Below are 26,429 nucleotides of genomic sequence, written 5' to 3' on the forward strand. Positions count from 1 at the left end.
GGAGCCGACCGAGGTGTCTTGCGTCAAACATCGACCTGAAAGATCGAGTCGATTATGGATTCGGCAGAGATCTTTCAAGTCGGTGTACTTCTACAGCATCCCCCGATCAGTCCCCTCTCCCTCCGGGAGAGGGCTAGGGTGAGGGGCTTTTCAACGCACACAAAAACGCCGATGACCATCGCTGGCCATCGGCGTTTTCACACCTTGAAGGGGTTCACTCAAGCGTCAGATCAGAACGCCGGCAGTACCGCGCCGTTGTACTTTTTCTCGATGAACGCTTTGACTTCCGGGCTGGTCAGGGCTTTGGCCAGTTTCTGGATCGCGTCGCTGTTCTTGTTGTCCTCACGGGCCACCAGGAAGTTCACGTACGGCGAGTCAGCGCCTTCAATCACCAGCGCATCTTTCTGCGGGTTCAACTTGGCTTCCAGCGCGTAGTTGGTGTTGATCATGTCCAGATCAACTTCTTTCAGAACGCGTGGCAGCAGGGCCGATTCCAGTTCCTTGAACTTGAAGTTGTGCGGGTTCTTGGCGATGTCTTTTGGCGTTGCCAGAGCGTTTTTCGGGTCTTTCAGCTCGATCAGGCCAGCCTTCTGCAGCAGGATCAGTGCGCGGCCGCTGTTGCTGCCTTCGTTCGGGATCGCGATGGTCGCGCCGTCCGGCAGTTCAGCCAGGGTTTTGTACTTGCTCGAGTAGCCACCGAACGGTTCAACGTGCACGCCCTGCACGGTCACCAGGTACTTGGACTTGTCGTCCTTGTATTTGCCCTGGTTGAAGCTGTTCAGGTACGGCAGGGTCTGGAAGTAGTTGGCGTCCAGACGCTTTTCGCCAACCTGTACGTTCGGCTGCACGTAGTCGGTGAAGACTTTGATTTCCAGATCCACGCCTTCTTTGGCCAGGGTCGGTTTGATCAGCTCAAGGATTTCAGCGTGCGGCACCGGGGTCGCAGCAACCACCAGTTTCTCCCCGGCATTGGCCAGGGAAGCAGTCAGAGCAGCCGCCAATGCGGTAAACAACAGAACCTTTTTCATGCAGTGTCCTTATCGAAAATCACGGTCGTCATCGACGACGGCATTAATACGTGTGCCAGTGAAGTGATATCGCTGGCGTGGGGCGGACAATACCGGGATTTTTTATTCCCGGACAATAACGTTTATTCAGCTTCATATTCCATTTTGTTCATGTTAAACGAAACGGTTACAACGCCTCACCCAACCGAATCAGCAAATCTTTCAATGCCTTACGCTCATCGACGCTGCCGCCGATGTTGATTTGTGCAACCAGACGTTCGATCTGAAGCTGCGGCCCAGACACCTCGGGCAGATTCAGGTGCTCCGGCAGAATTTCGTCACCGGTACTCACCAGCAGGGCAAAGTGAATGACGTTTTCCAGCTCGCGGGTGTTGCCCGGCCAGCTGTGTTGTTCGAGCACGTGCTGCGCTGCTTCGCTGATCAATGGCACCGGCAAGTCCAGACGCTGGCTATAGATGCCAAGGAAATACTCGGCCAGCGAAAGAATGTCGCCGATGCGCGCGCGCAAGGCGGGCAGCTCCAGTTGCCCTTCGCTCAAGTAGTGATAGAGGCGCTCATGAAATTTGCCGGCGTCCACCGCTTGCGCCAGATCGATGCTGGTCGCGGCCACCAGACGCACATCCACGGGACTTGGCTGAGGCGCACCGACACGGGTGACTTCGTGGTTCTCCAGCGCGGCAAGCAATTTGATTTGAATCGGCAGCGGCAAGTCGCCGATTTCATCCAGATACAAGGTGCCGCCGTTGGCCGAACCAAACCATCCGGCACGGCTGCTGGCAGAGCCGCTGTAACTGCCGGCGGCGTAGCCGAACAGCTCGGCATCGGCGTAGGTCGGGCTGATCGCCCCGCAATTGACCGAAACGAACAGACCGCTGCGGTCACTGGCGCGATGGATGTGCCGAGCGAGCAATTCTTTACCCGTACCGGTCTCGCCACGGATCAATACCGAGGTCGAGCGCGGCGCCAATTGCTCCAGTTCTTCACGCAACTGACGCGAGCGCGGGTCGACAAAAACCAGCGCCTTGGCGCGAATGCTCAGGGGGCTTTTTTCAGCGTCGGGAAAGGTCAGCAATGGCTGACCGAAGGTTTCGAAACTCATGGCAGACTCCCGCCCAAAACCGCCGGGAGACGGGGGCGTTGAAAGAAATAAAAATCAGGCGCGGCGGCGGGCGTGGTGTTCCATACGGTTTTGCAGGCGATAGAGATAAGCAAAACCCTGCTCCCAACGCTGATGCCCGGACTTGACGTTGATGTGCCCGGCACCGGCGAGAATCCCCGCCTCGGCGCCCCAGTTGCGCGCCAGCTCCAGCGCGCGCGGCGCACTCACGGCGGCGTCGTTATCGGAGCTGACCACCTGGCTCGGGAACGGCAGCAGGTCAGTCGGAATCGGGGCGAAATTGCGCAGCGCCGGCGCGCAGGCCGGGCGCTCGACATCGGCCGGCGCAACCAGCAAGGCGCCGCGGACTTGACGCAGGTATTGCAACGGCGCCGTGGCCGCCCAATGGGCAACCGTGACGCAGCCAAGGCTGTGAGCAATAAGGATCACCGGCGTACTGTCGGCGGCAATCGCCTCGGCCAGTGCCGCGACCCAGTCTTCACGACGCGGCGTCAGCCAATCGGCCTGCTCGACCCGCGCACTGTTTGGCAGGCTGTTCTGCCAGTGGCTTTGCCAATGTTCTTCTGGCGATCCTTGCCAGCCCGGCACAATCAGGTAGCGGATTGATTCGTTGCGCATGGGGAGCTCTCCTGCGTCGTGTCTGTTCCTGAACGAGTATAGGGAGGGGATTTATATTCGTTAAGGAATAAGAAGCTATTTATTAAGACCTGAATTGAATATGAGATGTGTGCATGGCTTGAAATCTTTTCCCCCTCACCCCAGCCCTCTCCCCCACGGGGGGGCGAGGGGGAAAGGGAGCCGATCTTCATGCCGTTCAAATCCTGAGTTCGACTCGAAATATCAGGTCGGCGTAACTCGTGAGAACACCCCCGATCAGTCCCCTCTCCCTCCGGGAGAGGGCTAGGGTGAGGGGCTTTTCCATATGCCAGAAATAAAAAAAGGGCCGCACCCTGCCAAGGAGACGGCCCCGGAAAAACGTAAATCCTGTTACCGCGCAGTAATCACCGACAACTTGGTAATCCCCGCCCGTTCAATCGAAGCCATCGCCCGCGCCACTTCGCCGTAGTTCACCCCGTCATCGGCCTGCAACTGCACGCGCACTTCCGGGTCCTTGGCCTTGGCCGACTTCAGGTTGAATTCCAGCAAGTCCGGCTGAATCTCATCCTTGTTGATAAACAGTTTGCCGGCACCGTCGATGCTCACCACCAGCGGATCCTTCTGCTCGACCGGCGCCACCGCTTCGGTCTTCGGCAGGTTGATCGGGATCGCGTTGGTCAGCAGCGGCGCGGTGACGATAAACACCACCAGCAGCACCAGCATCACATCCACCAGCGGCGTTACGTTGATCTCGCTGAGCACCTCATCACTGTCTTGCGTGGAGAAGGCCATATCAGGACGCCTCCTTCACTTTTGCTGCGTTGCCGGTTGCTGCGACCTTGTGCGCGGTCGGATGAATCAGCACACGGAACGCACTCTTCTGCGCCAGGCTGTAGAAGTCATGGGCGAAGTCATCCAGATCCGCCGCCGTCAGTTTCAACCGACGCAAAAAGTAGTTGTAAACCAGCACTGCCGGCACCGCGACGGCGATCCCCACACCCGTGGCGACCAGTGCCGCACCGATCGGCCCGGCCACCGTTTCCAGGCTCGCCGAACCGGCCGCGCTGATACCTTTCAACGCTTCCATGATTCCCCACACCGTGCCGAACAAACCAATGAACGGCGAGGTACTGCCAATACTGGCGACCACTGCCAGGCCTGTTTCCAGCGAACGGCGTTCGCGGACAATTTGCTGACGCAAGGCGCGCTCCAGTCGATCCTGATGGTTGATCGCCTGGCTCAAATCATTGGCCTGTGGCGCCTCGCCCACTTGAATCGCTGCGTAACCGGCCTGCGCTACTCGTGCGGCGGCGCCGGGTTGGGTTTCGCTCAATTCAGCGGCGGAATCGAGACTAGACGCCGCCCAGAAACGTTTATGAAAGCGCCGATCCTGCGCCTTCAGACGCCCGAACTGCCAAGCCTTGAGCAATGCCAGACCCCAGGTGGCGACGGAAAAAACCACCAGCAGCCAGATCACCGCGCTTTCGATGGATTCCAGTGGAGATGCCAGTAACGTCATGATGTATTCCCTCGTGTAAACGTTTCGCGCGAATTTGGTTTCGGTTTAATGAATCTTGAAATCGATGGGCACGCTGACCCAGCCGTCCTGGGCGACATCACCCTGCTTGGCCGGGACGAAACTCCAACGTTTGACGGCGTTCAGCGCCGCGTCGTCGAGCTGTTGCCGGCCGCTGCTTTTGGCTATCTGGATCTCACCCGGTTTGCCGCTGGCCAACACATGCACGCGCAGCAACACCGTGCCTTCCCAACCGCGACGCTGAGCCAGCGACGGGTATTCCGGTGCCGGGTTTTTCAGGTACGCAGCATTCGCTGATGCCGGGGTTACCGGTGCCGGCGCGGGAGGCGCAGGTGGCGCTGGCGCTGCAACCGGGGCAGCCGGTTGTGGCGGCGCCGGTGGTTGCTCGACCGCTTTCGGTGCTGGTTTGGGTGCCTGTTTAACCACCGGTTTGGGTTTCGGAACGGGTTTTGGCGGCGGTGGTTTCACGGCCAGTTCGTCCTCCACCGACGGCGTTGGCTCAACCACAGGCGCAGGTGGCGGCGGCTCGACAACCGGTGGCGCTGGCGGTGCCGGGCGCGAGAACTCGATGGTCATCGGCGGAATTTCCGGCGGCACGATCGGCAGCACCGGCGTCGGCTTCTGGCTGATCCAATAGATCACCGCGCCATGCACCACCAGCGCGAGCACGCCGAGCAGAAGGGTTTCGCGTCGGCTCAAAATGCCTTTGGGTGCACGCTGCAAACGCAACTGCCCCAGCGGCACACGATGCGGCCGGCCGAGATCGACCAACTCGCCACCCGGCGTCTGACGCCACAGCAATTCCTCTGCGCTGGCGGCGGTCTGGACATTGCCCATTGATTCACTCCCTGCGGTCTTTTTGCGTTCTCTACAAAAACTGCCGATCAACCGTTTGTTGAATCCCCCACGGTAGATCGGTGGGTGAATCATTGGGCTTGAGACTTATCTCCGAAAGTAATCTTTCAAGTTATGGATAGATCATTTGGATATATTAAAACTGATCACTTCTCGCAAAGCCACGCCAATCAAGGGCCGCAGCCCAGCGTCCAAAACGCCATGCTTTTCAAGCATTAAAAGTATTCGCTGAAGGTATGGGGCAGCCCTACATTCCTGCTTACAACAATCGAGTTGATTGACATGCCGTGGGCGCATTAGATGTCAGCGCATTTTAAAATCGACTCAGGAAGAGTAATGATGCAATTAACCAAACGGACAATGATTTACATGGTGCTGTTACTGGCGCCCTTATCGGTGGCCTCGGCCGCGACGAAGATCACACTGCCTGCGCAACTGGAGATCAGCAACAAAACCAGCTTCCCCCTTTATGTATTTCAAAACGAGTGGCGCAAAGTTGTGTTGCCGGGCGAACGTATTCAGACCAAGGACTACAAAGAGTCAGCTGTGACAGTCGCGACATCGACACCCGAGGCGGCGATCAAATTTGTGACGCTTAGTCACGCAAAAGGCTGCAAAGCGCAAACCTGTGTATTAATTACGGGCAATTAATTAATCGCCGTTATCGTAGCCGCGATTTTCTCGAGGGGTATAAAAAAGCCGCCACGCCCGAAAAAGGCGTGGCGGCTTCTTTAGCCACTGTTACTGTTTGACGAATTCCCCTGCCAGGGTCACTACTTCACCGTCAAAGTTAGTACGGGAACCAGCTGCGCGAACTTTCGCGTAATTGTGATCGGGAGAAAACAATGACCATGCTTGAAACCCGCTATTACCATTCAGACCGACAAACGTAATGGTGGTAGGTTGTCCGGTGCTGTTCTGGAAATGGTAATGCCCGTAGCTGACGTCATAGTTAACGCCGCCCTGGCTGAATGTGCCGCTGAATGTACCGTTGGAGTCGTTGCCATCGGTAATCGTCAGTTTGGCGCCAGCGTTGGCGTTTACATAAGTGCCATTAATGCTCGACATGATTCGATTTCCTTTATCGTTGGGATAAGTGTCTTCCGATGAGAGCAAGTTTCCTCCTGGAAACTCACGACAGTCAGGATGGTTGGACATTCAACTATTGTCCAAGCGAGTTACTAACGAAATTGCAATATGCACTGTTCAACCCGGTCATAACTTATCGCCGTTCGTTCGAGCTCTAATTCCATTTCAACTAACGACTGGCATTGGTTTGCTGCACACCGACAACCGGGGCATTAACCGCTGTCTCGGAGCGTGGCGTACCCGTTGGCACCCAGTCATAACTCACAGGCAGTGCCCGATACACCCAGTTGCTGATCGCGTCGCTGCCCGGCGCTTTGCCGAGATAGGGGCTGACGTACTCCCAGACGTTTTCACCGCTGGCTGTCACTTGGAAAAACCGTCCGTTCATGCCTTCGTCGATCAGCGTGTTGCCGTTGGGCAAGCGTCGCGCGCTGCTGATAAACGAACTGTAGAACGCCCACCCCGGCTGCTTCGAATTCGCCGCGCTGTACTGCCAGACGATTTCGTTTTTCACCGGGTCGATTTCCAATACCCGCGAACCGGAAATCAGCCCGAGGGTGACGTTCGGATAACCCGCCGATCCCTGGTTATCGAACACCAGCACGTTACCGGCACCGGGCAATCCGGCCGGAATGATGTGGGCATCATGCTGACCGACAAACTGATCCACCGGACGCGGCAGTTTCTGCGCGGTTTTGGGGTTGATCAGGGGCAGGTTCGGTCCGAGGCGCCAGACCACTTTGCCGCTGTTTTTATCGATGATCGCGATGAAGTTGGCGTTGCGTGAATCGATCAACAGGTTGTCCGGATTGAAGCGCTTGTCACCGGCATCAAACCACTTGTTCGGCCCGACCAGGCTGAGGTTGTTGATATGCAGGTAATCCGGATTTTCACTGGCGCGCACCAGTTTCAATTGCTCGGCGGTGAAGCCAAATTCATTGAGATGCTCCGAGGCCAGCCACTGCCATTTCACCGCGCCGTCGGGGCTGACTTCATAGATTGCATCGTCGATCACCTCGGGCACTTTGAAGCCTTTGACCTTGTGCACCTTGTTCGCCAGCACCACGGTGTTGCCGTTGCTCAAACGGCGCTGATCATGGTGTTGTTGCGCGGCGCCACCGGGCGCCTTGTCGCCCCACTGCCAGACGACTTTGCCATTCCAGTCCAGCTCACCGATGCTCTGATTGCCCAGACCATTGCCGGCCGAACCGAGTTTGCCGGGATCCTTTTCACTCAGTTGCAGCAACACATGCCCGCGCTCGCCGCCGACCAGTTTTGGATCGATGATCGCCGACGGGAAACCCGCCTGCGGCCAGGTTTTCACCTCGTTGCCATTCATGTCGATCAGGTGCGTCTGTTTGTCCGCACCGCTGAAAATAACGTACTGGTTGAACGCCTTGTTCGGGTCATAACGGGTTACGCCCGTCGGGTAAACACTCGGTGCGGCGAAGGCGCCGGCACTGAGCACTGCGCCGGACAGCAACACCGGCAAAGCGGTTTTGATACGCAACATGATGCAGCTCCTTGAGTGACGAATCAGAAGTCGTAGCGACCGGTTACGCCGAGGGTGCGCGGTGTGCCGAGCAGGCCTTCATAGCCGCCGTTGCCGCCCGTCCACAGGGTCGTGTAGTAGGTTTTGTCGAAGGCGTTTTTCAGCCACAGCGACACGTCCCACTGGCCCTGATTGAAATCGCCGCGCAGACCGGTGGAGAAGTTGACCACGGCGTAACTCGGGATCTGCCCGTAATCGGAATCCTCGACCGTACCGACGGCTTTCGAACGGAATGCATAGCTCGCGGTGACGTAAGGTTCGAAGCCGTTATCCAGATTCCATTTGTATTCGCCGTTGGCGTTGCCGATCCACTTCGAGGCGCCGACCACTTGATGGCCGCTGAGGTCGCAAGACGCTGGAGCACCCGGCGCCTGGCTGACTTCCGGCGGGCATGGGGCGTCTTTGTACGACAGGTAGCTGACGTCGTTGTAGGAGCCGTTGATGTTCAGGGTCAGGCCGCGCAACGGGATCACCGTGCTTTCGAACTCGACCCCGCGCGAACGCACAGAACCGGCGTTGGTCAGGTACTGCACGCGGTTTTCGGCGTCGTAGGCATTGGTCTGGTAGGCGTTGACCTGGGTCCAGAAGACGTTGGCGTTGAGTTGCAGACGGTGATCCCACAGCGTGCTCTTGAAGCCGAGTTCGGCGTTGTTCGCGCGTTCGGTGCCGATCAGCAGTGAATCGGCGCCAGCCACCGGAGCGGAACCGACGGCGAGGTTGACCCCGCCGGATTTCTCGCCGTGGGATAACGTGGCGTAGCCGAGCACATCGTCGGTGATCCGGTAGCTGAGATTGAGCAGCCCGGAGGGACTGGAGCTGTACTGATTCAAGTCGCCGGAATCGTAAGCGCCGGCACGACCGCGTCGCGCCGTGGCCGCAGCGCCCGTGACTGCCGCGCCGCCGACCGGCGCATTGCGCGTGACCCAGGCGTTTTTTTCTTCATAGGTGCCACGCACCCCGGCGGTGAAGTCCAGTCGCTCGGTGAGGTGCCAGGTGCCTTGGGCGAACAGCGCAAAACTGTCGGTCTTGATATGGCCGTTGCCGACGCTGGTGACATTAGCCAGCGCGCCTGCTGGGGTGCCATTCCAGATATCGGCTTGCGGGCCGTAATAGGCAAAGGATTTATTGTCCAGATCCGAGCCGAAGTAATAGGCGCCGACGACGTAATCGAAGAACTCACCCTTGGGCGAGGCCAGGCGAAATTCCTGCGAGTACTGTTTGTCTTCCACCGACACCCCGGCGTTGTAACTCGCCGGCACGTTGAGGCCGTCGTCGTTGCGCGGGGTGAAATTCCAGAAGCGGTAGGAGCTGATCGAGGTCAGCGTGAAGTCACTCGGCAGCGTCCAGTTGGCTTCCACCGAGGTGCCGCCCTGATGCACGGTGACATGCTGATCGTTGTCCAGATTGACCTTGCGGTGCGAGCCGTTGACCAGTGTTGCCCCGGCGGCGTTGGCGCGCGATTGGTACAGGTTGACGCCGTTGATGGTCGGCCCGGTGTTGTACAACACGCGGGTGCCGGCGCTGGAATCCTCTTCGTTGTAGTCGCCGATCCAGCGCAGGTTGAAATCTTCATTGGGCTTGAACAGCAGTTGCGCGCGGAAGCCCTCGCGCGAGCCGCCATTCAAATCATGGCCGTCGTATTCGTTTTTGATGTCGCCGTCACTGCGCGTGCGATAGGCCGAAAAACGCCCGGCCAGTTGATCGTTGAGCGGGCCGGAAATCGTGCCCTTGGTCTGGAAATACCCGTCCTCGCCGACCGAGGTTTCGATGCTGCGCTCAGGCGTGAAGGTTGGCGCGCGGGTGCTGATGTTGATCACCCCGGCGGTGGTGTTTTTGCCGAACAGCGTGCCCTGCGGCCCCCGCAAGACTTCAAGCTGTTCGATGTCCATCAAGTCAAACACCGCCATCCCCGGGCGGCCCAGATAGACGTTGTCGATGTACAGGCCGACGCTGCCTTCCAGGCCATCGCTGGCCGGGTTATTACCCAGGCCACGGATCGACACGCTGGACTGGCGTGCGTGCATGTAGGCGACGTTGACGCTGGGCACCAGTTGCTGCAAATCCTGAATCCGGTAGACCCGTTGCGTCTCCAGATTCTGCCCGCTGACCACGCTCATCGGCGTTGGTACATCTTGCGAACTTTCTTCGCGGCGGCGGGTGGTGACGGTCACGGTTTCCAGTTGCGAACTGTTGGCAGTGGGCTTGCCGGCCGGCACTGGCGCCGGGGTTTCAGCATCGGCGGCGTAACCGTGAGTCCAGCTCGCGCTCCCTGCCAGCAACAGGGCCAGAGGCAGGCGTTTGAGCCGTCGTGGCGTTAAGGGTGACGCAAGGTTCAACGGACTCATGGCGCGGCTCCTGGTCAAAAAACACACAGACATCTTTAGCGCTGCATATTCTTTTAAGTTATTTATTTATGTATTTACAGATATTTACTGCATAAGAGATTGCCTTTATAAGGAGTCGACGTAATGCATATCCAATGCATTTCCCGGATATTTTTTATGTGAAAAATGCATATCGACTTGCGCCAACTTCGTCACTTCATCGCCTTGGCTGAACAACGCAGCTTCGTCGCCGGCGCGCAGGCGGTGAACCTGTCGCAGTCGGCGTTCAGCCGCAGCATTCAGGCGCTTGAGCACAGCGTCGGCTGCCAGTTGGTTGATCGCGGGCGCAAGGAATTACCGCCGACCAAACAGGGCCAGGTCCTGCTTGAGCACGCGCGGCGACTGGTCAGTGGCGCGCAGCAAATGGCCAACGAGATCAGCCAGTTCAATGGGCTGGAGGCTGGGGAATTGCGCTTCGGTTGTGGGCCGGCACCGGCGGCGGGTTTGATCCCTCGGGCGATTGGCAGCTTCATCGGGCGCTACCCGAAAGCGCGGGTGCAGTTTCAGGTTGATGACTGGCAGAGCCTGAGCAAGCGACTGATGAGCGAGGAGTTCGAATTCTTTGTCGCGGACACACGCTACTTCGAGGCGGATCCGGATTATCTGACGCACCGGTTGCGACCGCGCAAATGGCATTTCTGTTGCCGTGCTGGGCATCCGCTGGCGGCTTTCGATAAGGTCAGCGCCGAGCAATTGATGAGCTATCCACTGGCGGTAAGCATTCGTCCGCCGAACTTGCGAAAAGTCATTGTCGATCTCAGTGGGCGGCCGGATTTCACCCCGAATGTCGAGTGTGAGAACAGCTCCAGTCTGCTCAGTGTGGTGCTACGTTCGGATGCGATCGGGATTGTCGGTGCGTACTCGGATGCACTGCATCAGGCCAAGGGTGAGCTGGTGTGTTTGCGCATTGAAGGGTTGGCCGATGATCTTGAGGAGCTGTACACCCGCTATGGGATTGTCAGCCGGGCGGGGTATCGGTTGTCGCCGTTGGCCGAGGCGATGATTGAGCAGATCAAAGCGATTGATGCGGTGGATGAAGAAGTCTGTTCACTGGACGGACTCGCTGTCTGATCTACCGTTATCGCGAGCAGGCTCACTCCTACATTTGAAATGCGCTCACCTGTAGGAGTGAGCCTGCTCGCGATGGCGTCAGTGCAGGCACCGATGCATTCCCTGCATAAAACCCATTCCCCAAATGCACTTGCCGAACACCCCCACCGAAAGCGAAAACCCTCGCCTGTCCCATTGACCGGTGAACCCCATGCCCACCCCGCCAAACCCCGTACGCAATGTGCTGTACATCATGTGCGATCAACTGCGCCGCGATTACCTGTCCTGCTACGGCCATCCGCATCTGCACACGCCAAACATCGATCGCCTCGCCGCTGCCGGCGTACGTTTCAGCCGCGCCTACACCCAAGGCACGATCTGCGGGCCGTCGCGGATGTCGGCCTACACCGGACGTTATGTCAGCAGCCATCAAGTGGCGTGGAACGCCGTGCCGTTGCCGCTGGACGAACTGACGATTGGCGATTACTTGCGCCCGCACGGCATCCGTACCGCACTCGTCGGCAAGACCCACGCCACGGCGAATGTCGATGCCTTGCAACGCCTGGCGATCAATCCTGAAAGTGAACAGGCCGAAATCCTCAATGAAGTCGGCTTCGAACCGTACATGCGCCACGACGGCATCTACCCCGACGACCCGCTGTTCGACGACAAACGCGAATCCGCGCCCTATACGCATTACCTGCGCGAACACGGCTTCGACGGCAAAAACCCCTGGCACGACTGGGCCAATGCCGCCGAAGGCGAAAACGGCGAAATCCTCAGCGGCTGGAAAATGCGTCATGCGAATTTGCCAGCACGAATTCCCGAGCAACACTCAGAGACTGTCTACACTACAAATCGAGCCATCGACTTCATCACCGAGCAAGGCGAGAACTCGTGGTGTTTACACCTCTCGTATATCAAACCGCACTGGCCTTACATCGTACCAGCGCCGTACCACGCCTTGTACAGTACGAAATCGATTCTCGAAGCGGTCCGCGCGACGCCCTCCGAAGCCAGCAAACACCCCGTATACACTGCGTTTCGCCAGCATGAGGAAAGCCTCAACTTTTCCCGCGATTCAGTACGATTGACTGTAATCCCTACGTACATGGGTCTGATCAAGCAGGTGGATGATCAACTCGGACGGCTGTTCGATTTTCTGCAGAGCAACGGTCGCTGGGATGACACTTTGATCGTGTTCACCAGCGATCACGGCGACTTTCTCGGTGATCACTGGCTGGGCGAGAAGGAATTTTTGCTGGAGCAGGCGGTGGGCGTGCCGTTGATCGTGCGCGACCCTCGGGCGGCGGCGGATGTCACCCGGGGAACCGTCGATGATCGACTGACAGAAACCATCGATGCGTTGCCGACGTTTCTTCAGGCATTGGGATTGCCGGGCGCGGAGCATCGGCTTGAAGGGCGTTCGTTGATCCCGCTTCTGCACGGTGAACATCCGGACTGGCGCCGCTATGCAATCAGCGAATACGACTACGCCTTCCAGGCGCCGGCACGTGAGCGTCTGGGCCAGCCGATTGATCGTTGCCGGATGACCATGGTGCGCAGCGAGCGCTGGAAATACCTGGCGTACGACGGCTTTCGACCGCAGTTGTTTGATCTGCTCAATGATCCGCAGGAGTTGCGTGATCTGGGGGATGACCCGGCGTATGCAGCGGTGCGCGAGGAGCATGCGGGGTATTTGTTTGAGTGGGTGCGGGGGTTGAAGCGGCGCACCACGATCAGTCATCGGGAGATAGATTTGCGCGGGCAGCGGTTTCGCTACGGTGAGCCGGAGACCGAGAAGGTTGTTCAGATTGGTGTTTGGTAGCGGGAAGAGCCCCTCACCCTAACCCTCTCCCGGAGGGAGAGGGGACTGAATGGGGGATATTTCAGAGGTACACCGACCTGATCGTGCTTCACCGAATCCATAATCGATAAAGATCTTTCAGGTCTATGCATAACGGGAGACAACTCGGTCGGCTCCCTCTCCCTCTGGGAGAGGGCTGGGGTGAGGGTTTTTTGATCTTCAATCACGCCCTTTAATGGTTTGGCTACGCTGCCCAGAAGCCCCAACCGGCACTTCCCCCTTCAACGTCACCCGACGCACCACCCGATCCTGAGTGCCGTAATCATCAATCGCATAATGCTGCGTCGAACGGTTATCCCAGATCGCCACATCACCGGCCTTCCAGCGCCAGCGCACGGTGTTTTCCTGACGGATCACATGGCTCTGCAACAGCCCGAACAGATGCGCCGAATCCGCCTGCGAATAACCCTTGATACGTTTGACGAAATGCCCCAGCAGCAAGCTCTTTTCGCCACTGATCGGATGCACGCGCACCACTGGGTGCTCAGTCTCGTAAACGGTGGAAGTGAAGACTTTGCGATAGCGTTCAAGCTTCTCCGCCGAGACGTCCGGCTTGGCGCTGGCGTAGTCGTATTCGTTGCTGTGCACGGCGACCAGTTTGTCGGCCAGTTCACGCAGCTCGGTCGGTAAGCCGTTGTACGCCGTCGCGGTGTTGGCCCACAGCGTGTCGCCACCGAATGCCGGTGCCACCACGGAGCGCAGGATCGAGGCTTTCGGGTAGGCGTCGACGAATGTCACGTCGGTGTGCCAGGAGTTGGCGCGCTGGCCTTCAGCGCCGTCCAGTTCGAGCAGATAACGCGTGCCTTCACGCGACGGCACGGTCGGGTGCGCCACCGGTTCGCCGAGCAAATGAGCAAAGGCTTCCTGACGCTGATCGTCGAGCTGAGTCTGTTCGCGGAAGAACACGACTTTGTACTGAACCAGTGCCTGTTGAATGGCTTCGACGGTGGCGGCGTCCAGCTCACCGGACAAATGCACACCACGGATCTCGGCGCCGATACGACCGGCCACCGGATGAATTTCCAGTGCGTGGACAGCGGGTTTTACTGCGAGTGCGGCATTGCTCATGGGTAGACCCTCATCGACTGCTTACGGTTGGACGGCAGCGAAACAACGCTCTATCTATATTCCATTTACATCTAATAGATATTCACATGCTTCGTTGACGGAATAAGAGCTTGCATTTAAAACCTCTAGCAACCCTCGTCGCAAATGCCTTCGAGCTATTTTTAGGATGCCGGAAAAGCATATGGATCTTCGCCAGTTGCGTTACTTCATCGCCCTCAACGAACACCGCAGTTTTGTCCGTGCGGCGGACGCGATGGGCATCACTCAACCGGCGTTCAGCCGCAGCATTCAGGGGCTGGAGCAGGAGTTCGGCTGCGTGCTGGTGGATCGCGGCAACAAGGATTTGCGCCCTACACCCGAGGGCCAAGTGGTGCTGCAACACGCCCTGAGCCTGGTGCAAGGCGCGGCGCTGCTCAGCGCCGAAGTGACGCAGATGACCAAGCTCGACGCCGGTGAGGTGCACTTCGGTTGCGGCCCGGCGCCAGCGGTGAAACTGGTGCCGGATGCGGTGGCGCAATTCATCAATGCGCACCCGAAAGTGCGCACCTGTTTTCAGGTGGATAACTGGGAAAAACTCAGCCGCGCGCTGAGCCGTGAAGAGATCGAATTCTTCATCGCCGACATCCGTCATTTCGAGTCTGATCCGAACTTCCAGACCCAGGCACTGACGCCCAAGCGCGGGGTGTTTTTCTGCCGGCCGGGGCATCCGCTATTGGCCAAGGAAAGCCTGTCGACCAACGACATGTTCGACTACCCGTTGGCGACCACGCTGATCCCGCCGGGCATTCGCAAACTGCTGGCGAACCTCAGTGGACGCATCGATTTTTCACCGACTATCGAGACCGAGCACTTTCCGGCGCTGGTCAAAGTGGTGCTGCAATCGAATGCGATTGGCGTGGGCACAGAGGAGGCGTTTGTCGAAGACATTGCCAAGGGTTCTCTGGTGTTGCTGCACTGGCGCAATCTGCCGCAGAACCTGGAGAGCATGAATGCGCGGTGCGGGATTGTCAGTCGCACCGGGTTTCGCTTGTCGCCGGCGGCGCGGGCGATGATCGAGACGTTGGTGGCGGTGGATCGGCAGGAAGTCAGCGTCGCCGTTTAGGACGCTATCGCGAGCAGGCTCACTCCTACAGGGGAACGCATTCCAAATGTAGGAGTGAGCCTGCTCGCGATGGCACCGGGTCAAACGCTAAAGATTCAGAGTTTGGCCGCCGCCAACTCAGGCGCCACCCAATCATTCACCTTGAACGGCTTGCGAATCAGCTTCTGCTGCGCCGCCAGATCAACTTTGTCCTGCAAGCTGCCGAGGAACACCGGATCCAGCGTCGAAGGGAACACTTCGCTCAATTTCTGATCCTGCAGATCCTGCGTCAGGATCACCGGTGGATAACTGGCCAAACCCGAGACCAGTTGCACGTAAGCCGCCTTGTTGCTGTCCTCGGTCAGCCACTCAACCGCCTGCTGCTGCGCCTTGAGCAATTTCGCCACCGCTTCCGGGTGCGCGTCGACAAACTTGCCCGTGCCGACCAATACCGACTGCACGCTGCCGGCGCCGCCGAGATCCTTGGTGTTGAGCGGTAATTCGGCCAGACCTTTGGCCTGCAATGCGGTCAACCCGGAACTGCCCCATGACGCATCGATCTGCTTCGCCGCCAGCGCTGCAACCGCTGCGTTGAAATCCAGATTGATGACTTTCAGATCCTTCTCGCTCAAGCCCTGACTGGCCAGCGCCGCGTCAAACGACAACTGGGTTGCTGTGCCGCGGAAGATCGCCACGCGTTTACCTTTCAGGTCCTGCAGAGTCTTGATCCCTGACCCCGGCACCACGCCCAGATACTGTTTTACACCACGCGCACTGGCGCTGAGCAAACGCGTATCCAGACCATTGGACTTGCCGATGATTGCCGCCAGATCGCCCAGATACGCCAAATCAACCTGACCATTGGCAAACGCCTCATTGATGACCGGCCCGGCACCTTTGAAGAAACTCCACTGAATCTTGATGCCCTGATCGGCAAAGGCCTTTTCGAAAATCTGCTGATCGCGCAACACATCCACCACACCGCCGCCGCTGTGCTGGGTTCCGGCGCTCAGGTCGGGCACGGCGATTCTGATTTCCTTGAGTTCGTCGGCATGCGCGGTGAACGCCAGAAGGCCCGCCAGAGCAGGAACGGCAAACAGGCTGAAAACACGTTTGAAGGGAAGGTTCATGGGTGCAGCTCCTTGATCACGACGGGCGTTGAGGAGCCGAAAGTAGGCCGAATGACTACCTACGCTTAAATACTATAAATGCACATTTTTATAGCTTTTAACGCTAAGCGGGCAGTGGCGCGGCTTGCAGCGGCGTATGCATTAACAGCATCGAAAATATTCTTCGAATGCATTGGATGCGTGTGGGCTGGAGGCCTTAAATGGCGCTGCTTATCTCTAAAACTAACTTATTAAAGATTATTTATAACCATTAGCTCTTAGTTAATACCGCTAGAGATCGCAGCCTTCGGCAGCTCCTACAAGAGTAATTCAAGGACGCATTCCCCCGTAGGAGCTGCCGAAGGCTGCGATCTTTTGATCTTGATCTTGAGCCAACCCGACAACGGAGGTCACCCATGGCCCGCCAATCCTTGCTCAGTCTCCCACTTCCCGCGCCGCCGCTGAAAAGTCGCCGTACCTGGCCAAGCCTGAACCAACGCCTGTTGCCATGGCTCCTGCCGCTGAGTCTGTTCGCGCTGTGGTGGCTGGCCGCGCGCAATGAGTGGATGAGCGAACAGATCCTGCCGGCGCCGTCGCTGGTGTGGAACAGCGCTGTCGAGTTGTCGCAAGGCGAGTTATGGAGCCATTTGTGGATAAGCCTGCAACGACTGTTCTGGGGCTTGCTCGCCGGGATTTCGGCGGGGGCGGTGCTCGGTGCAGCGCTGGGATTCAGTCGTCGTCTTGAACGTTTGATCTTCCCGACCTTCGCCGGACTTTCGCAGATACCGACGCTGGCGTGGATTCCACTGTTCATGGTGTTTTTCGGCATCGGCGAAGTGCTGAAACTGGTGGTGCTGATCAAAGCGATCGTGGTGCCGGTGACCTTGCACACACTGGTCGGCGTGAGAGATGCACAACCAAAACTGCGCGAAGCCGCCGCTGTTTTACGTTTGCCGCCACACCTGCTGATCCGTCGCCTGGTGTTGCCCGCCGCCCTCCCCGCGTTCATGGCTGGCGTGCGTCTGGCACTGGCCGCCGGGTGGACCTCATTGCTGGCAGTCGAACTGCTGGCCTCCAGCGAAGGCATCGGTTATCTGATGGTCTGGGCGCGGCAGTTGTTCATGCTCGACATCGTGTTCGTCTGCATCGTGGTGATCGGGTTGATTGGCGTGGCAATGGATCGCGGCATCGGTCTGCTGGACAAGAAACTGGTGCACTGGCCGCACCCGGCCACCGCCGAAATTCGTCGCGGCCCGCGTTATGAAGGCTGGCAGCGGCTGCAACCATGGCTGCTACCGCTGGGCTTGTTGGCGCTGTGGCAATTGGCAAACGAACTGCAGTGGGTCGATGCCAACATTCTGGTCAGCCCGTTGGCCGTTTTGAGCACGGCATCGGCTGGCGTGCTCGATGGCACATTGATCAGCGGCATGGCGCTTAGCCTCGGTCGCACCCTCGGCGGTTTGCTGTTGGGCGGTGGACTCGGTTTCGCCCTCGGCTTGCTGCTGGGCTTGTCGCGCACCAGCGAACGCCTGCTCGGTCCGACCCTCGCCGCCCTCCGCCAGATCGCCATTTTCGCCTGGGTGCCGCTGCTCACCGCGTGGTTCGGTCTGGGCGAACTGGCGAAGTGGGTGTTCGTCGCCCTTGCTGCATTCTTTCCGCTGTTTATCGCCACGCAACGCAGCGTCGCCAACCTCTCGCCACAACTCAATGAAGCCGCACAAGTGTTGCGCCTGAGCCTTGGCCAACGTCTGCGCCGATTGGTATTGCCGGGCGCCGCGCCGGGGATTTTCGCAGGCCTCAGATTGAGCCTGATCTACGCCTGGCTCGGCACCATCGGCGCCGAATATTTCATGCCGTCCAACGGCGGCATCGGCAGCCAGATGATCGGTGCACAACAACTGCTGCGCATGGACCTGATCATGGCCTGCATGCTTTTCGTCGGCCTCACCGGCGCCCTGCTCAACCTCATTGGCCAACGCCTGGAAATTCGCGCGACCCGCTGGAGACACGCATGAACGCACCGATTGTCAGCTTCAACCACGTAGGCAAATCCTTTGACGTCGACGGTTTCGAACTGGAGGCAATTCGCGAATTCAACCTCGATATCGCCGAGGGCGAATTCGTCGCCATTGTCGGCTCCAGCGGTTGCGGAAAATCGACTTTGCTGCGTTTGCTGGTGGGCCTTGATACGCAGTTTCGCGGGCAGATTACCGTGGATGGCAAAGTCGTCAGCGGCATCGGTGGCGAGCGCGGCATTGTCTTTCAGGAACATCGTTTGTTTCCGTGGCTGACCGTCGCCGACAACATCGGCCTGGGCTTGGTCAACGAGCCGCTGAGCGCGGCGCAGAAGCAACAGCGGATCAACGATTTCATCGAGCTGGTCGGCCTGCGCGACTTCACCCGCGCCTATCCGCATCAGCTTTCCGGCGGCATGGCCCAGCGTGTGGCGATTGCTCGCGGCCTGGTTGCCAGCCCAAGAATTCTGCTGCTCGACGAGCCCTTCGGCGCGCTCGATGCGCTGACTCGCCAGCAGATGCAGGACGAGCTGCTGGCGATCCGTGACCGCGCAAAAATCACCACGATCCTCGTCACCCATGACGTCGAGGAAGCGATCTTCCTCGCCGACCGCGTGGTGGTGATGGAGCCGCGTCCGGGGCGGATCAAACAAGTGGTCGACATCGCCCTGCCGCACCCGCGCCAGCGCAGCAGTTTCGACTTCCATCAGTTGCGTGAAGAACTGCTGCACGAACTGACCAGTGACGACCATTACCAACCGAGCGTACCGGTGCAGATCCGCGATCTGCCGCTGACGTTCATTGCCTGCTGAACAGGAGTTTTGCGATGCCGCAACGTCCCAATTTTCTGGTGATTCTGGCCGACGATCTAGGCTTCTCCGATATCGGCGCGTTCGGCGGCGAAATCGCCACGCCGCACCTCGATGCCCTGGCCAACAATGGCCTGCGCCTCACCGATTTTCATACCGCACCAACCTGCTCGCCGACCCGCTCGATGCTGCTGACCGGCACCGACCACCACATCGCCGGCATTGGCACCATGGCCGAAACGCTGACCCCGGAACTGATCGGTAAACCGGGTTATGAGGGCTATCTCAACGATCGCGTGGTGGCGCTGCCGGAGCTGCTGCGCGAGGCCGGTTATCAAACCTTGATGAGCGGCAAATGGCACCTCGGTTTGAAGGCTGAACTGGCGCCCCATGCGCGGGGTTTCGAGCGTTCGTTTTCGCTGCTGCCGGGCGCGGCCAACCACTACGGTTTCGAGCCGACCTACGATGAGCAAACGCCCGGTCTGCTGAAATCCACTCCGGCGCTGTACATCGAGGACGACACCTTCCTCGACGAATTGCCCAAGGATTTCTATTCCTCCGATGCCTTTGGCGACAAGTTGCTGCAGTACCTCAAGGAACGTGACCAGACCCGGCCGTTCTTCGCCTATTTGCCGTTCTCCGCGCCGCACTGGCCGTTGCAGGCGCCGGCCGAGATCGTCGAGAAATACCGTGGCCGCTATGACGCCGGCCCTGAAGTGCTGCGCCTGGAGCGTCTGGAAAAACTCAAAGCCCTCGGTCTGATTGAGCCAGACGTCGAGCCGCATCCTTTGATTCAGTTGACCCAGCAGTGGGACGCATTAAGCGAGGAACAAAAACAGATTTCCGCGCGGGCCATGGAGGTCTACGCGGCAATGGTCGAGCGCATGGACTGGAACATTGGCCGGGTTGTCGATTATCTGCGCCAGCAGGGGCAGCTCGACAACACGTTCATCCTGTTCATGTCCGACAACGGTGCCGAAGGTGCGCTGCTTGAAGCGTTCCCCAAGTTCGGACCGGAACTGGTGACGTATCTCAGCCAGCATTACGACAACAGCCTCGACAACATTGGTCGGGCTAATTCCTATGTCTGGTACGGGCCGAACTGGGCACAAGTAGCGACCGCGCCGTCACGGTTGTTCAAGGCATTTACCACTGAAGGCGGGATTCGCGTGCCGGCGCTGTTGCACTATCCGCAGTTGGCGATCAAAGGGCAGATCAGCCATGGCTTCGGCACGGTGATGGACATCACGCCGACGATTCTCGATCTGGCGGGCGTGCGTCATCCGGGCAAATTATGGCACGGCAAACCGGTAGCGCCGTTGCGCGGCAAATCCTGGCTGGGATTCTTGTCCGGCGAGACTGCGCAGGTGCATGACGAGCACACGGTCACGGGTTGGGAATTGTTCGGGCGTCGGGCGATTCGCCAAGGCTCGTGGAAAGCCGTGTGGATCCCCGGGCCGGTGGGGCCGGCGACGTGGCAGCTTTATGATTTGAGTAGTGATCCGGGGGAAATTCATGATCTGGCGTTGAGTCGGCCGGAGAAGCTCAGCGCGTTGATCGGGCATTGGCAGCAGTATGTTGAGGAGACCGGGGTTATTCTCAGTGAGTCGCCGTTTCAGCCGGATTAAGGGGAAAATCAAAAGCCCCTCACCCCAGCCCTCTCCCAGAGGGAGAGGGGGCCGACCGAGGTGTCTTTCGTCAAACATCGACCTGAAAAATTGGGTCGATTATGGATTCGATGAAAAACATTCAGGTCGGCGTAGTTCCCCAATATCCCCCGATCGGTCCCCTCTCCCTTTGGGAGAGGGTTAGGGTGAGGGGCAGCTTGTCAGGCCTCCACCGCCTCACCAGACACCGCGACTTCATCCCGACGAACAAACCGATTCGCCCGCCCAAACGTGCCGAAATCATTAAACCGCACCCCCATCTCACGCATCACCTTATGCGCCACCGGCACGGTCATCTGGCGGATGTAAAACGGCTCCTTCACGACAAAATGATGGATCCCGTGACTACTGCCAAAGTTGAAGCAGAACGCCTGCAACGGCCACAGCCACCAAGGGTTGAGCACCTGACACTGCTGCAGCACATTGCCCAACTCGACGTCGCCGTAGTAATGCATGTTCGAGCTGATGAAGTGCAGGCAAAACGTGCGCAACACGTTCGGGCCGATAATCACCACAGCAGCGATATCGATCACCTGCATCACCGACAATGTGGTCGCTGACCATTCGATCGGCGCGCCCAGCAGATAGGCGATGCCATTGGCCGCGTGAAAACCGAGAAACACATACCACGCGCCCCAATGCACCAGCGCCAGCGGTGCATAGACTTTGAAAACCCGTTTCAGAATGCTCCACTTGTGCGCCCAGGTCGGCGCCCGCAGCATGCGGATGAATGCCGACATCACGTTGTCGCCAACCATCAGCAACCGCGCAAAACCCCACGGTTCGCCGTTGGTGATCGCGCGCTCTTCCATGTCGGTTTCAGTGCCGGAGACCTTGTGGTGATTGAGGTGCAGATGGCGACGAATCCACGGATTGATCGTGCTCGGCCGCGCCAGCCACACCAACCCCATCATCAAATTGTGCGGCACGCGTTGCTTGCGGAAATACATGCTGTGGATCAGGTCGTGCTCAAGCTCATGGGTCAGCGAAGCAAAAAACGCGTTGAGCAACAGGCAAACCCACCACGCCATATGTCCGCTGATGTACAGCGCCGCCGAGCCGATCATCCCGATCAGGGCAAAGGCCAGAATCCCCGCCCCCAGCGCATCCTGATGCTTGAGAATCGGGTAGCGCTCGCGCAGTTCGATGCCTTTGGCCAGCACCACTTGGCGAATATGCGCTGATCGCTGGGCCGCATTGTGTCGCTGGGGACTTGCAGAAGTACCGTCCATGCTTCCATCCTCGGGTTTATGATGTTCGCATCGTGCCTCGCCAAGGCTTCAATTGCGGTAGCCGAGAACGCCAACCTGTTGACCGGAAGCGCCAATCAGCATGAAGGAACCGACCTCCCTCGCCAGCTGGACCCGTGCCTTGCGCAAACAACTCGATGCGCTGGGGCTGGACAGCATTGCCTTGTGCCAACAGGCCGGGCTCGACCCAAATTTGATGGACGACCCCAACGCGCGCTATCCGCTGTCCGGCACTACGCGCCTGTGGGAAATCGCCGTGCAGGTCAGCGGCGACCCGGCGCTTGGTCTGCGCGTGTCGCGCTTCGTCAGCCCGACCACCTTTCATGCCCTCGGTTATGCGCTGGTCGCCAGTGGCAGTTTGCGCGAGGTGTTCGAACGTATCGTGCGTTATCACCCGGTGGTCAGCGATGCGCTGGAACTGGAGCTGAATCGAGGCGACGACCGCTACCAATTCCGTCTGAAAATTCCGTCAGGCAATCCGGCGCCAGCCTTCGAAGCCATCGATGCCTTCACCGCGATCTACGTGCGCACCTGCCGCAATCGCCTCGGCCGCGACTACGCACCGCTGGCGGTTTACCTGCGCCGCCCGGAGCCGAGCGATGCGCACCAATGGCACAAAGTCTTTCGCGCGCCAGTGCATTTCGGTTGTACGGAGGATCGTCTGGAGTTTGCCCTCGCCGACTTTGACAGCCACCTTGACGACGCCAACCCGGAACTCGCCGAACACAACGAAGCCGTGCTCAAACGCACCATGGCCCAGCTCCAGCCGCTGACCTGGGAGCGCAAGGTGCGCGATGCCATTGAAGAACAATTGCCGGAAGGTGAACCCAGTGCAGAACGGATTGCCCAGGCGCTGCACCTGAGTTTGCGCAGCCTGCAAAGGCATCTGGCGGATGAGGGTTGTCGCTTTGATACGTTGCTTAACGAGAGCCGGGAGAATCTGGCGTTGCTGCACCTGCGCGATCCGCAGTGTTCGTTGAGTGAGGTGAGTTATCTGCTCGGATTTGCTGATACCAGCAGCTTCAGCCGCGCGTTCAAGCGCTGGACGGGGCTGACGCCGGGGCAGTTTCGTGATGGGTTGCGCTGATCCAGAATCAGTTTTTCTGATCTGGCGCCATCGCGAGCAGGCTCACTCCTACAGGGGGAACGCATTCCAATCGTAGGAGTGAGCCTGCTCGCGATAGCGCCCTTTAATTCACTAAAAAACCCAGTTCAAAAACGGTGCTGTCAACATCACTACTCACTCGCACCTGCCCGCCATGCAATTGCATGATCGACTGCACGATCGCCAACCCCAAGCCACCGGAATCCCCCGGCTCCGCCCGTGAAGGATCGACACGGTAGAAACGGTCGAACAGTTTGCCCAGATGCTCCGGCGCAATGGCCGGGCCATGGTTGTGCACCTGCAACCAGCACCAACCCGCCTCATCGCGGCGACGCAGGCTGATCACGGTTCCGGAGTCAGCGTGGCGCACGGCATTCGCCAATAAATTCCCGAGCGCCCGTTGCAGCAATTGCTGATCGGCAAGCAATTCACCCTGCAGTTGGTTGTCCAGCCGCAGATCTCGGTCATCGGCCAAGGCTTCAAAGTAATCGCACAGTTCACTGCCAACGCTGTGCAAATCCAGCGTTTGCAGATTAAGCGCCCTCTCGGCCTGCTCCGCGCGGGCAAGGAACATCAGGTTTTCCGCCATGCGCTTGAGCCGTTCGAACTCTTCCATGTTCGACGCCAGCACGTCCTGATACTCCTCGGTACTGCGCGGATGATTCAGCGCCTGACCGTTGCTCGCCAGCAAGGTATGCAATGGCGTGCGGATTTCATGGGCGAGGTCGGCGGAAAACTGCGAGAGACGCTGCACGCTGTCGTCCAGCCGCGCGAGCATGCCGTTGAGCGCCTGTACCGGTTCAAGCAGTTCAGCGGGCGTGCCATGGGCGGGCAACCGTTGGTCGAGGCTGCGCAGATCGATGCCGCGCACCGCTTCGCTCAACTGACGCAACGGTTGCAGACCCCGGCGCAGCAATAGCAAGCCCAAGGCAAAGGCGAGCAATGCACCCAGGCCGACGGCCAGATAAAGGCGTAACCGGTAACTGGCGAGCATCTGTTCGCGTTCACTCAGTACCTTGCCGGCGATGACGGTCAGCGGCTCACCGTTCGGACCTTGCGCTTCACCGGACAACAGGGCCAGTTCGGCACCGTCCGACGCTTGCCACGTCAGCACATCGCGGCGCTGCGGCGTTTGCTCGCGGGGGATCGCGTTGAGGGTTGGCAGATCGCGCTGACGCGGGTTGATAGCGATCACACTGGAGCCATCGGCACGGCGCACCAGTAGCAGGCTGTCGAGATTGCCGAGCATGTTCTGATAGAGCCGCGGCCGTGCCTGCAAGGCACCCAAGCTATCGCTGTCGGCGAGCAAGGCGCGCACCTGTTCCAGTCGACCGAGCAACGCGAGGTCGTCGCGGTAGGCGATTTCCGAGGCCAGCGAGCGGTAGAGAAATACGCCGATAGCACTCAACACCAAGGCGCAGACCAATGCGAACGCCAGCGCCAGGCGCCAGGCGATCGACCTAGAGCGCATCGTCAGGCGCTTCCAGTTGATAACCGACACCGCGCACGGTGTGGATCAGTTTCGGCATGTAGGGATCATCGACTTTGGAGCGCAAACGGCGCACTGCAACCTCGACCATGTTGGTGTCGCTGTCGAAATTCAGGTTCCACACCTGCGAGGCGATCAGCGTGCGCGACAGCACTTCGCCCTGACGGCTGGCGAGCAATTGCAGCAACGCGAACTCCTTGTTGGTCAGGGCGATGCGCTGGCCACCACGGCTGACACGACGGCGCAGCACATCGATTTCCAGATCGGCGATGGTGTACGACTCGGCTTCGCGCATCGGCCCGCGCCGCAGCAACGTGCGTACCCGCGCGAGCAATTCGGCGAAGGCGAAGGGTTTGAGCAAGTAATCGTCGGCGCCCAGCTCGAGCCCGCGCACGCGGTCTTCGATGGCGTCCTTGGCGGTCAGGAACAACACCGGCGTTGCGCCGCGCTGGCGGATCAGTTGCAGCAATTGCCAGCCGTTGAGGCCGGGGAGCATCACGTCGAGGATGATCAGGTCATATTCCTGCTGCTCGATAAAGTAACGACCATCGAGACCATTGAGCGCCACGTCCACGGCAAAACCCGACTCGCCCAGGCCCTTGGCGAGGAAATTCGCGGTTTTGGCTTCATCTTCTACGACCAGCAAACGCATGGCACACCTCGATTATTCAGACACACAGGCTAGGCGCCTTCGGCGGCGTTGCCCATTACAAACTTGTAATCAGACTGACGAGGTTCTGACGAAGACCGGCGATTAAGGTGTCGACCTTCGCTTTTGGAGCCTGTCCATGACCGTCAAATACCTTGTAGCCAGCCTGATGATCGGCCTCAGTGGCGTCGCTGCCGCCAGTCCTGAGCTGCCGCGTCACGCTGATCTCGATCTGAAAACCGCACGGCTGCTCGCCGACACCGCCATGGCCAACTGCACCGGCACGGTGTCGGTGCTTGATCGGGGCGGCAATCTGCTGGTGACCCTGCGCGGCGATGGCGTTGGCCCGCACAACACCGCCGCCAGCCAGCGCAAGGCGTACACCGCGCTGTCGACCAAAACCGCCACCCGACTGTTTGCCGAACGTGCTCGCAGCAATCCGGAAACCGCCAACCTCAACACCCTCGACGAGTTGTTGTTGCTCGGCGGCGGCATTCCGCTGTTCGCCGCTGATGAGCTGGTCGGCGCGATGGGTGTGGCCGGTTCCGGCGGCGGCGAGCAAGACGAAAACTGTGCGATCAAGGCTGCCGGGAAAACCGGTCTGGCCATAACCCGTTCCCAATAAGGAGTTTCACTCATGACGACTATGCGCATGACCCTTGCCGCGCTCGGCCTGAGCGCTTTTTCGAGCCTGGCACTGGCGGCCGGTAATCCGTTGAGCGTGCACGTGCTCAATCTGGAAAACGGCCTGCCGTCGCCGGGCATCGACGTGACGCTGGAGAAACACGTCGGCCAGAACTGGCAGCCGTTGGCGCAGGGCACGACCAATGAACAAGGGCGGATTGCCGAACTGTTCCCGGCCAAGCAACCTTTTGAGGCGGGCGAATACCGCGTGGCGTTCAAGACTGGCGAGTACTTCAAGAAGGTCAAGCACGACACGTTCTTCCCGGAGATTCCGGTGATCTTCGAGGTAAAACAGACCGATCAGCACTACCACATCCCACTGCTGCTCAGCCCGTACGGCTTCTCGACCTATCGCGGTTCCTGAATCCCACGCAAAACCCCTGTAGGAGTGAGCCTGCTCGCGATAGCGGTCTGTCAGTTGATCAAT

24 protein-coding genes are annotated in these 26,429 nt (G+C 59.1%); 10 read left to right on the forward strand and 14 right to left on the reverse strand.

Annotation, left to right across the window (positions count from 1 at the left end):
* Positions 1-230: 230 nt before the first annotated feature.
* From ACW9IR_RS20800 to ACW9IR_RS20825, 6 genes are all read right to left on the reverse strand, one after another.
* Complete coding sequence (locus tag ACW9IR_RS20800; protein ID WP_007918708.1) at positions 231-1,028, reverse strand: MetQ/NlpA family ABC transporter substrate-binding protein; 798 nt, start codon at positions 1,026-1,028, stop codon at positions 231-233.
* Positions 1,029-1,194: 166 nt separating this feature from the next.
* Entirely contained in the window at positions 1,195-2,127 is a 933-nt protein-coding gene (locus ACW9IR_RS20805; protein ID WP_457464957.1) for a sigma 54-interacting transcriptional regulator, read from the reverse strand.
* Positions 2,128-2,181: 54 nt separating this feature from the next.
* Positions 2,182-2,763, reverse strand: coding sequence for an alpha/beta hydrolase (locus ACW9IR_RS20810; protein ID WP_110720867.1), 582 nt, complete (start codon positions 2,761-2,763; stop codon positions 2,182-2,184).
* Positions 2,764-3,132: 369 nt separating this feature from the next.
* Positions 3,133-3,534, reverse strand: a complete 402-nt coding sequence (locus ACW9IR_RS20815; protein ID WP_003220570.1) for an ExbD/TolR family protein — start codon at positions 3,532-3,534, stop codon at positions 3,133-3,135.
* A 1-nt stretch (position 3,535) separates the two neighbouring features.
* The gene (locus ACW9IR_RS20820) at positions 3,536-4,261 is read right to left on the reverse strand and encodes a MotA/TolQ/ExbB proton channel family protein (RefSeq protein WP_371042322.1); all 726 of its coding nucleotides are present in this window, start codon (positions 4,259-4,261) and stop codon (positions 3,536-3,538) included.
* Between the two features lie 45 nt (positions 4,262-4,306).
* The gene (locus ACW9IR_RS20825; RefSeq protein WP_457464960.1) at positions 4,307-5,116 is read right to left on the reverse strand and encodes an energy transducer TonB; all 810 of its coding nucleotides are present in this window, start codon (positions 5,114-5,116) and stop codon (positions 4,307-4,309) included.
* A 357-nt stretch (positions 5,117-5,473) separates the two neighbouring features.
* Between ACW9IR_RS20825 and ACW9IR_RS20830 the strand changes: the two genes are divergently transcribed.
* Entirely contained in the window at positions 5,474-5,785 is a 312-nt protein-coding gene (locus ACW9IR_RS20830; protein ID WP_146232755.1) for a hypothetical protein, read from the forward strand.
* Between the two features lie 90 nt (positions 5,786-5,875).
* Here the strand turns inward: ACW9IR_RS20830 and ACW9IR_RS20835 are convergent, their stop codons facing one another.
* The 3 genes from ACW9IR_RS20835 to ACW9IR_RS20845 form a co-directional block, all read right to left on the reverse strand.
* Positions 5,876-6,202, reverse strand: a complete 327-nt coding sequence (locus ACW9IR_RS20835; RefSeq protein WP_038359731.1) for a hypothetical protein — start codon at positions 6,200-6,202, stop codon at positions 5,876-5,878.
* Positions 6,203-6,392: 190 nt separating this feature from the next.
* Positions 6,393-7,736 (reverse strand): aryl-sulfate sulfotransferase, encoded by a 1,344-nt coding sequence (locus ACW9IR_RS20840; RefSeq protein WP_457464963.1) that lies wholly within the window; start codon positions 7,734-7,736, stop codon positions 6,393-6,395.
* A 23-nt stretch (positions 7,737-7,759) separates the two neighbouring features.
* Positions 7,760-10,120, reverse strand: coding sequence for a TonB-dependent receptor (locus tag ACW9IR_RS20845; protein WP_457464965.1), 2,361 nt, complete (start codon positions 10,118-10,120; stop codon positions 7,760-7,762).
* Between the two features lie 165 nt (positions 10,121-10,285).
* Between ACW9IR_RS20845 and ACW9IR_RS20850 the strand changes: the two genes are divergently transcribed.
* On the forward strand, positions 10,286-11,230 hold the full coding sequence (locus tag ACW9IR_RS20850) for a LysR family transcriptional regulator (RefSeq protein ID WP_160054694.1): 945 nt from the start codon (positions 10,286-10,288) through the stop codon (positions 11,228-11,230).
* Between the two features lie 190 nt (positions 11,231-11,420).
* Positions 11,421-13,037 carry an alkaline phosphatase family protein gene (locus ACW9IR_RS20855; protein ID WP_457464967.1) on the forward strand — a complete coding sequence of 539 codons (1,617 nt, stop codon included), beginning with the start codon at positions 11,421-11,423 and terminating at the stop codon, positions 13,035-13,037.
* A gap of 198 nt (positions 13,038-13,235) precedes the next feature.
* Here ACW9IR_RS20855 and ACW9IR_RS20860 read toward each other — a convergent pair whose 3' ends face one another.
* Positions 13,236-14,144, reverse strand: a complete 909-nt coding sequence (locus ACW9IR_RS20860; protein ID WP_099757694.1) for a TauD/TfdA dioxygenase family protein — start codon at positions 14,142-14,144, stop codon at positions 13,236-13,238.
* Between the two features lie 181 nt (positions 14,145-14,325).
* Between ACW9IR_RS20860 and ACW9IR_RS20865 the strand changes: the two genes are divergently transcribed.
* Positions 14,326-15,246, forward strand: coding sequence for a LysR family transcriptional regulator (locus ACW9IR_RS20865; protein WP_007917649.1), 921 nt, complete (start codon positions 14,326-14,328; stop codon positions 15,244-15,246).
* Positions 15,247-15,341: 95 nt separating this feature from the next.
* Here ACW9IR_RS20865 and ACW9IR_RS20870 read toward each other — a convergent pair whose 3' ends face one another.
* Positions 15,342-16,355, reverse strand: a complete 1,014-nt coding sequence (locus tag ACW9IR_RS20870) for an ABC transporter substrate-binding protein (RefSeq protein WP_102899633.1) — start codon at positions 16,353-16,355, stop codon at positions 15,342-15,344.
* Positions 16,356-16,750: 395 nt separating this feature from the next.
* Between ACW9IR_RS20870 and ACW9IR_RS20875 the strand changes: the two genes are divergently transcribed.
* From ACW9IR_RS20875 to ACW9IR_RS20885, 3 genes are read left to right on the forward strand one after another with little or no spacing between them, the layout of a single operon-like run.
* On the forward strand, positions 16,751-18,349 hold the full coding sequence (locus ACW9IR_RS20875) for an ABC transporter permease (RefSeq protein ID WP_457464970.1): 1,599 nt from the start codon (positions 16,751-16,753) through the stop codon (positions 18,347-18,349).
* Positions 18,346-19,161, forward strand: coding sequence for an ABC transporter ATP-binding protein (locus ACW9IR_RS20880; protein ID WP_457464972.1), 816 nt, complete (start codon positions 18,346-18,348; stop codon positions 19,159-19,161). Before ACW9IR_RS20875 ends, ACW9IR_RS20880 begins: the two co-directional genes overlap by 4 nt.
* 14 nt (positions 19,162-19,175) lie before the next feature.
* Positions 19,176-20,786, forward strand: a complete 1,611-nt coding sequence (locus ACW9IR_RS20885; RefSeq protein WP_457464974.1) for an arylsulfatase — start codon at positions 19,176-19,178, stop codon at positions 20,784-20,786.
* A 200-nt stretch (positions 20,787-20,986) separates the two neighbouring features.
* Here ACW9IR_RS20885 and ACW9IR_RS20890 read toward each other — a convergent pair whose 3' ends face one another.
* Entirely contained in the window at positions 20,987-22,057 is a 1,071-nt protein-coding gene (locus ACW9IR_RS20890) for a fatty acid desaturase (protein WP_457464976.1), read from the reverse strand.
* A 100-nt stretch (positions 22,058-22,157) separates the two neighbouring features.
* Here ACW9IR_RS20890 and ACW9IR_RS20895 point away from each other — a divergent pair, with 100 nt between their 5' ends.
* Complete coding sequence (locus ACW9IR_RS20895; protein ID WP_095122279.1) at positions 22,158-23,162, forward strand: AraC family transcriptional regulator; 1,005 nt, start codon at positions 22,158-22,160, stop codon at positions 23,160-23,162.
* Between the two features lie 103 nt (positions 23,163-23,265).
* On the opposite strand, the gene ACW9IR_RS20900 is transcribed toward ACW9IR_RS20895, so the two are convergent.
* Both ACW9IR_RS20900 and ACW9IR_RS20905 read right to left on the reverse strand, forming a co-directional pair.
* Complete coding sequence (locus ACW9IR_RS20900; protein WP_457464978.1) at positions 23,266-24,651, reverse strand: heavy metal sensor histidine kinase; 1,386 nt, start codon at positions 24,649-24,651, stop codon at positions 23,266-23,268.
* The gene (locus ACW9IR_RS20905; RefSeq protein ID WP_038367211.1) at positions 24,641-25,321 is read right to left on the reverse strand and encodes a heavy metal response regulator transcription factor; all 681 of its coding nucleotides are present in this window, start codon (positions 25,319-25,321) and stop codon (positions 24,641-24,643) included. Before ACW9IR_RS20905 ends, ACW9IR_RS20900 begins: the two co-directional genes overlap by 11 nt.
* Positions 25,322-25,457: 136 nt before the next feature.
* On the opposite strand from ACW9IR_RS20905, the gene ACW9IR_RS20910 reads away from it, so the two are divergent.
* On the forward strand, positions 25,458-25,943 hold the full coding sequence (locus ACW9IR_RS20910; RefSeq protein WP_457464981.1) for a GlcG/HbpS family heme-binding protein: 486 nt from the start codon (positions 25,458-25,460) through the stop codon (positions 25,941-25,943).
* Between the two features lie 12 nt (positions 25,944-25,955).
* Entirely contained in the window at positions 25,956-26,366 is a 411-nt protein-coding gene (gene uraH / locus ACW9IR_RS20915; RefSeq protein ID WP_457464983.1) for a hydroxyisourate hydrolase, read from the forward strand.
* Positions 26,367-26,429 lie beyond the last annotated feature (63 nt).

The organism is Pseudomonas sp. SDT291_1_S447, assembly GCF_054070155.1.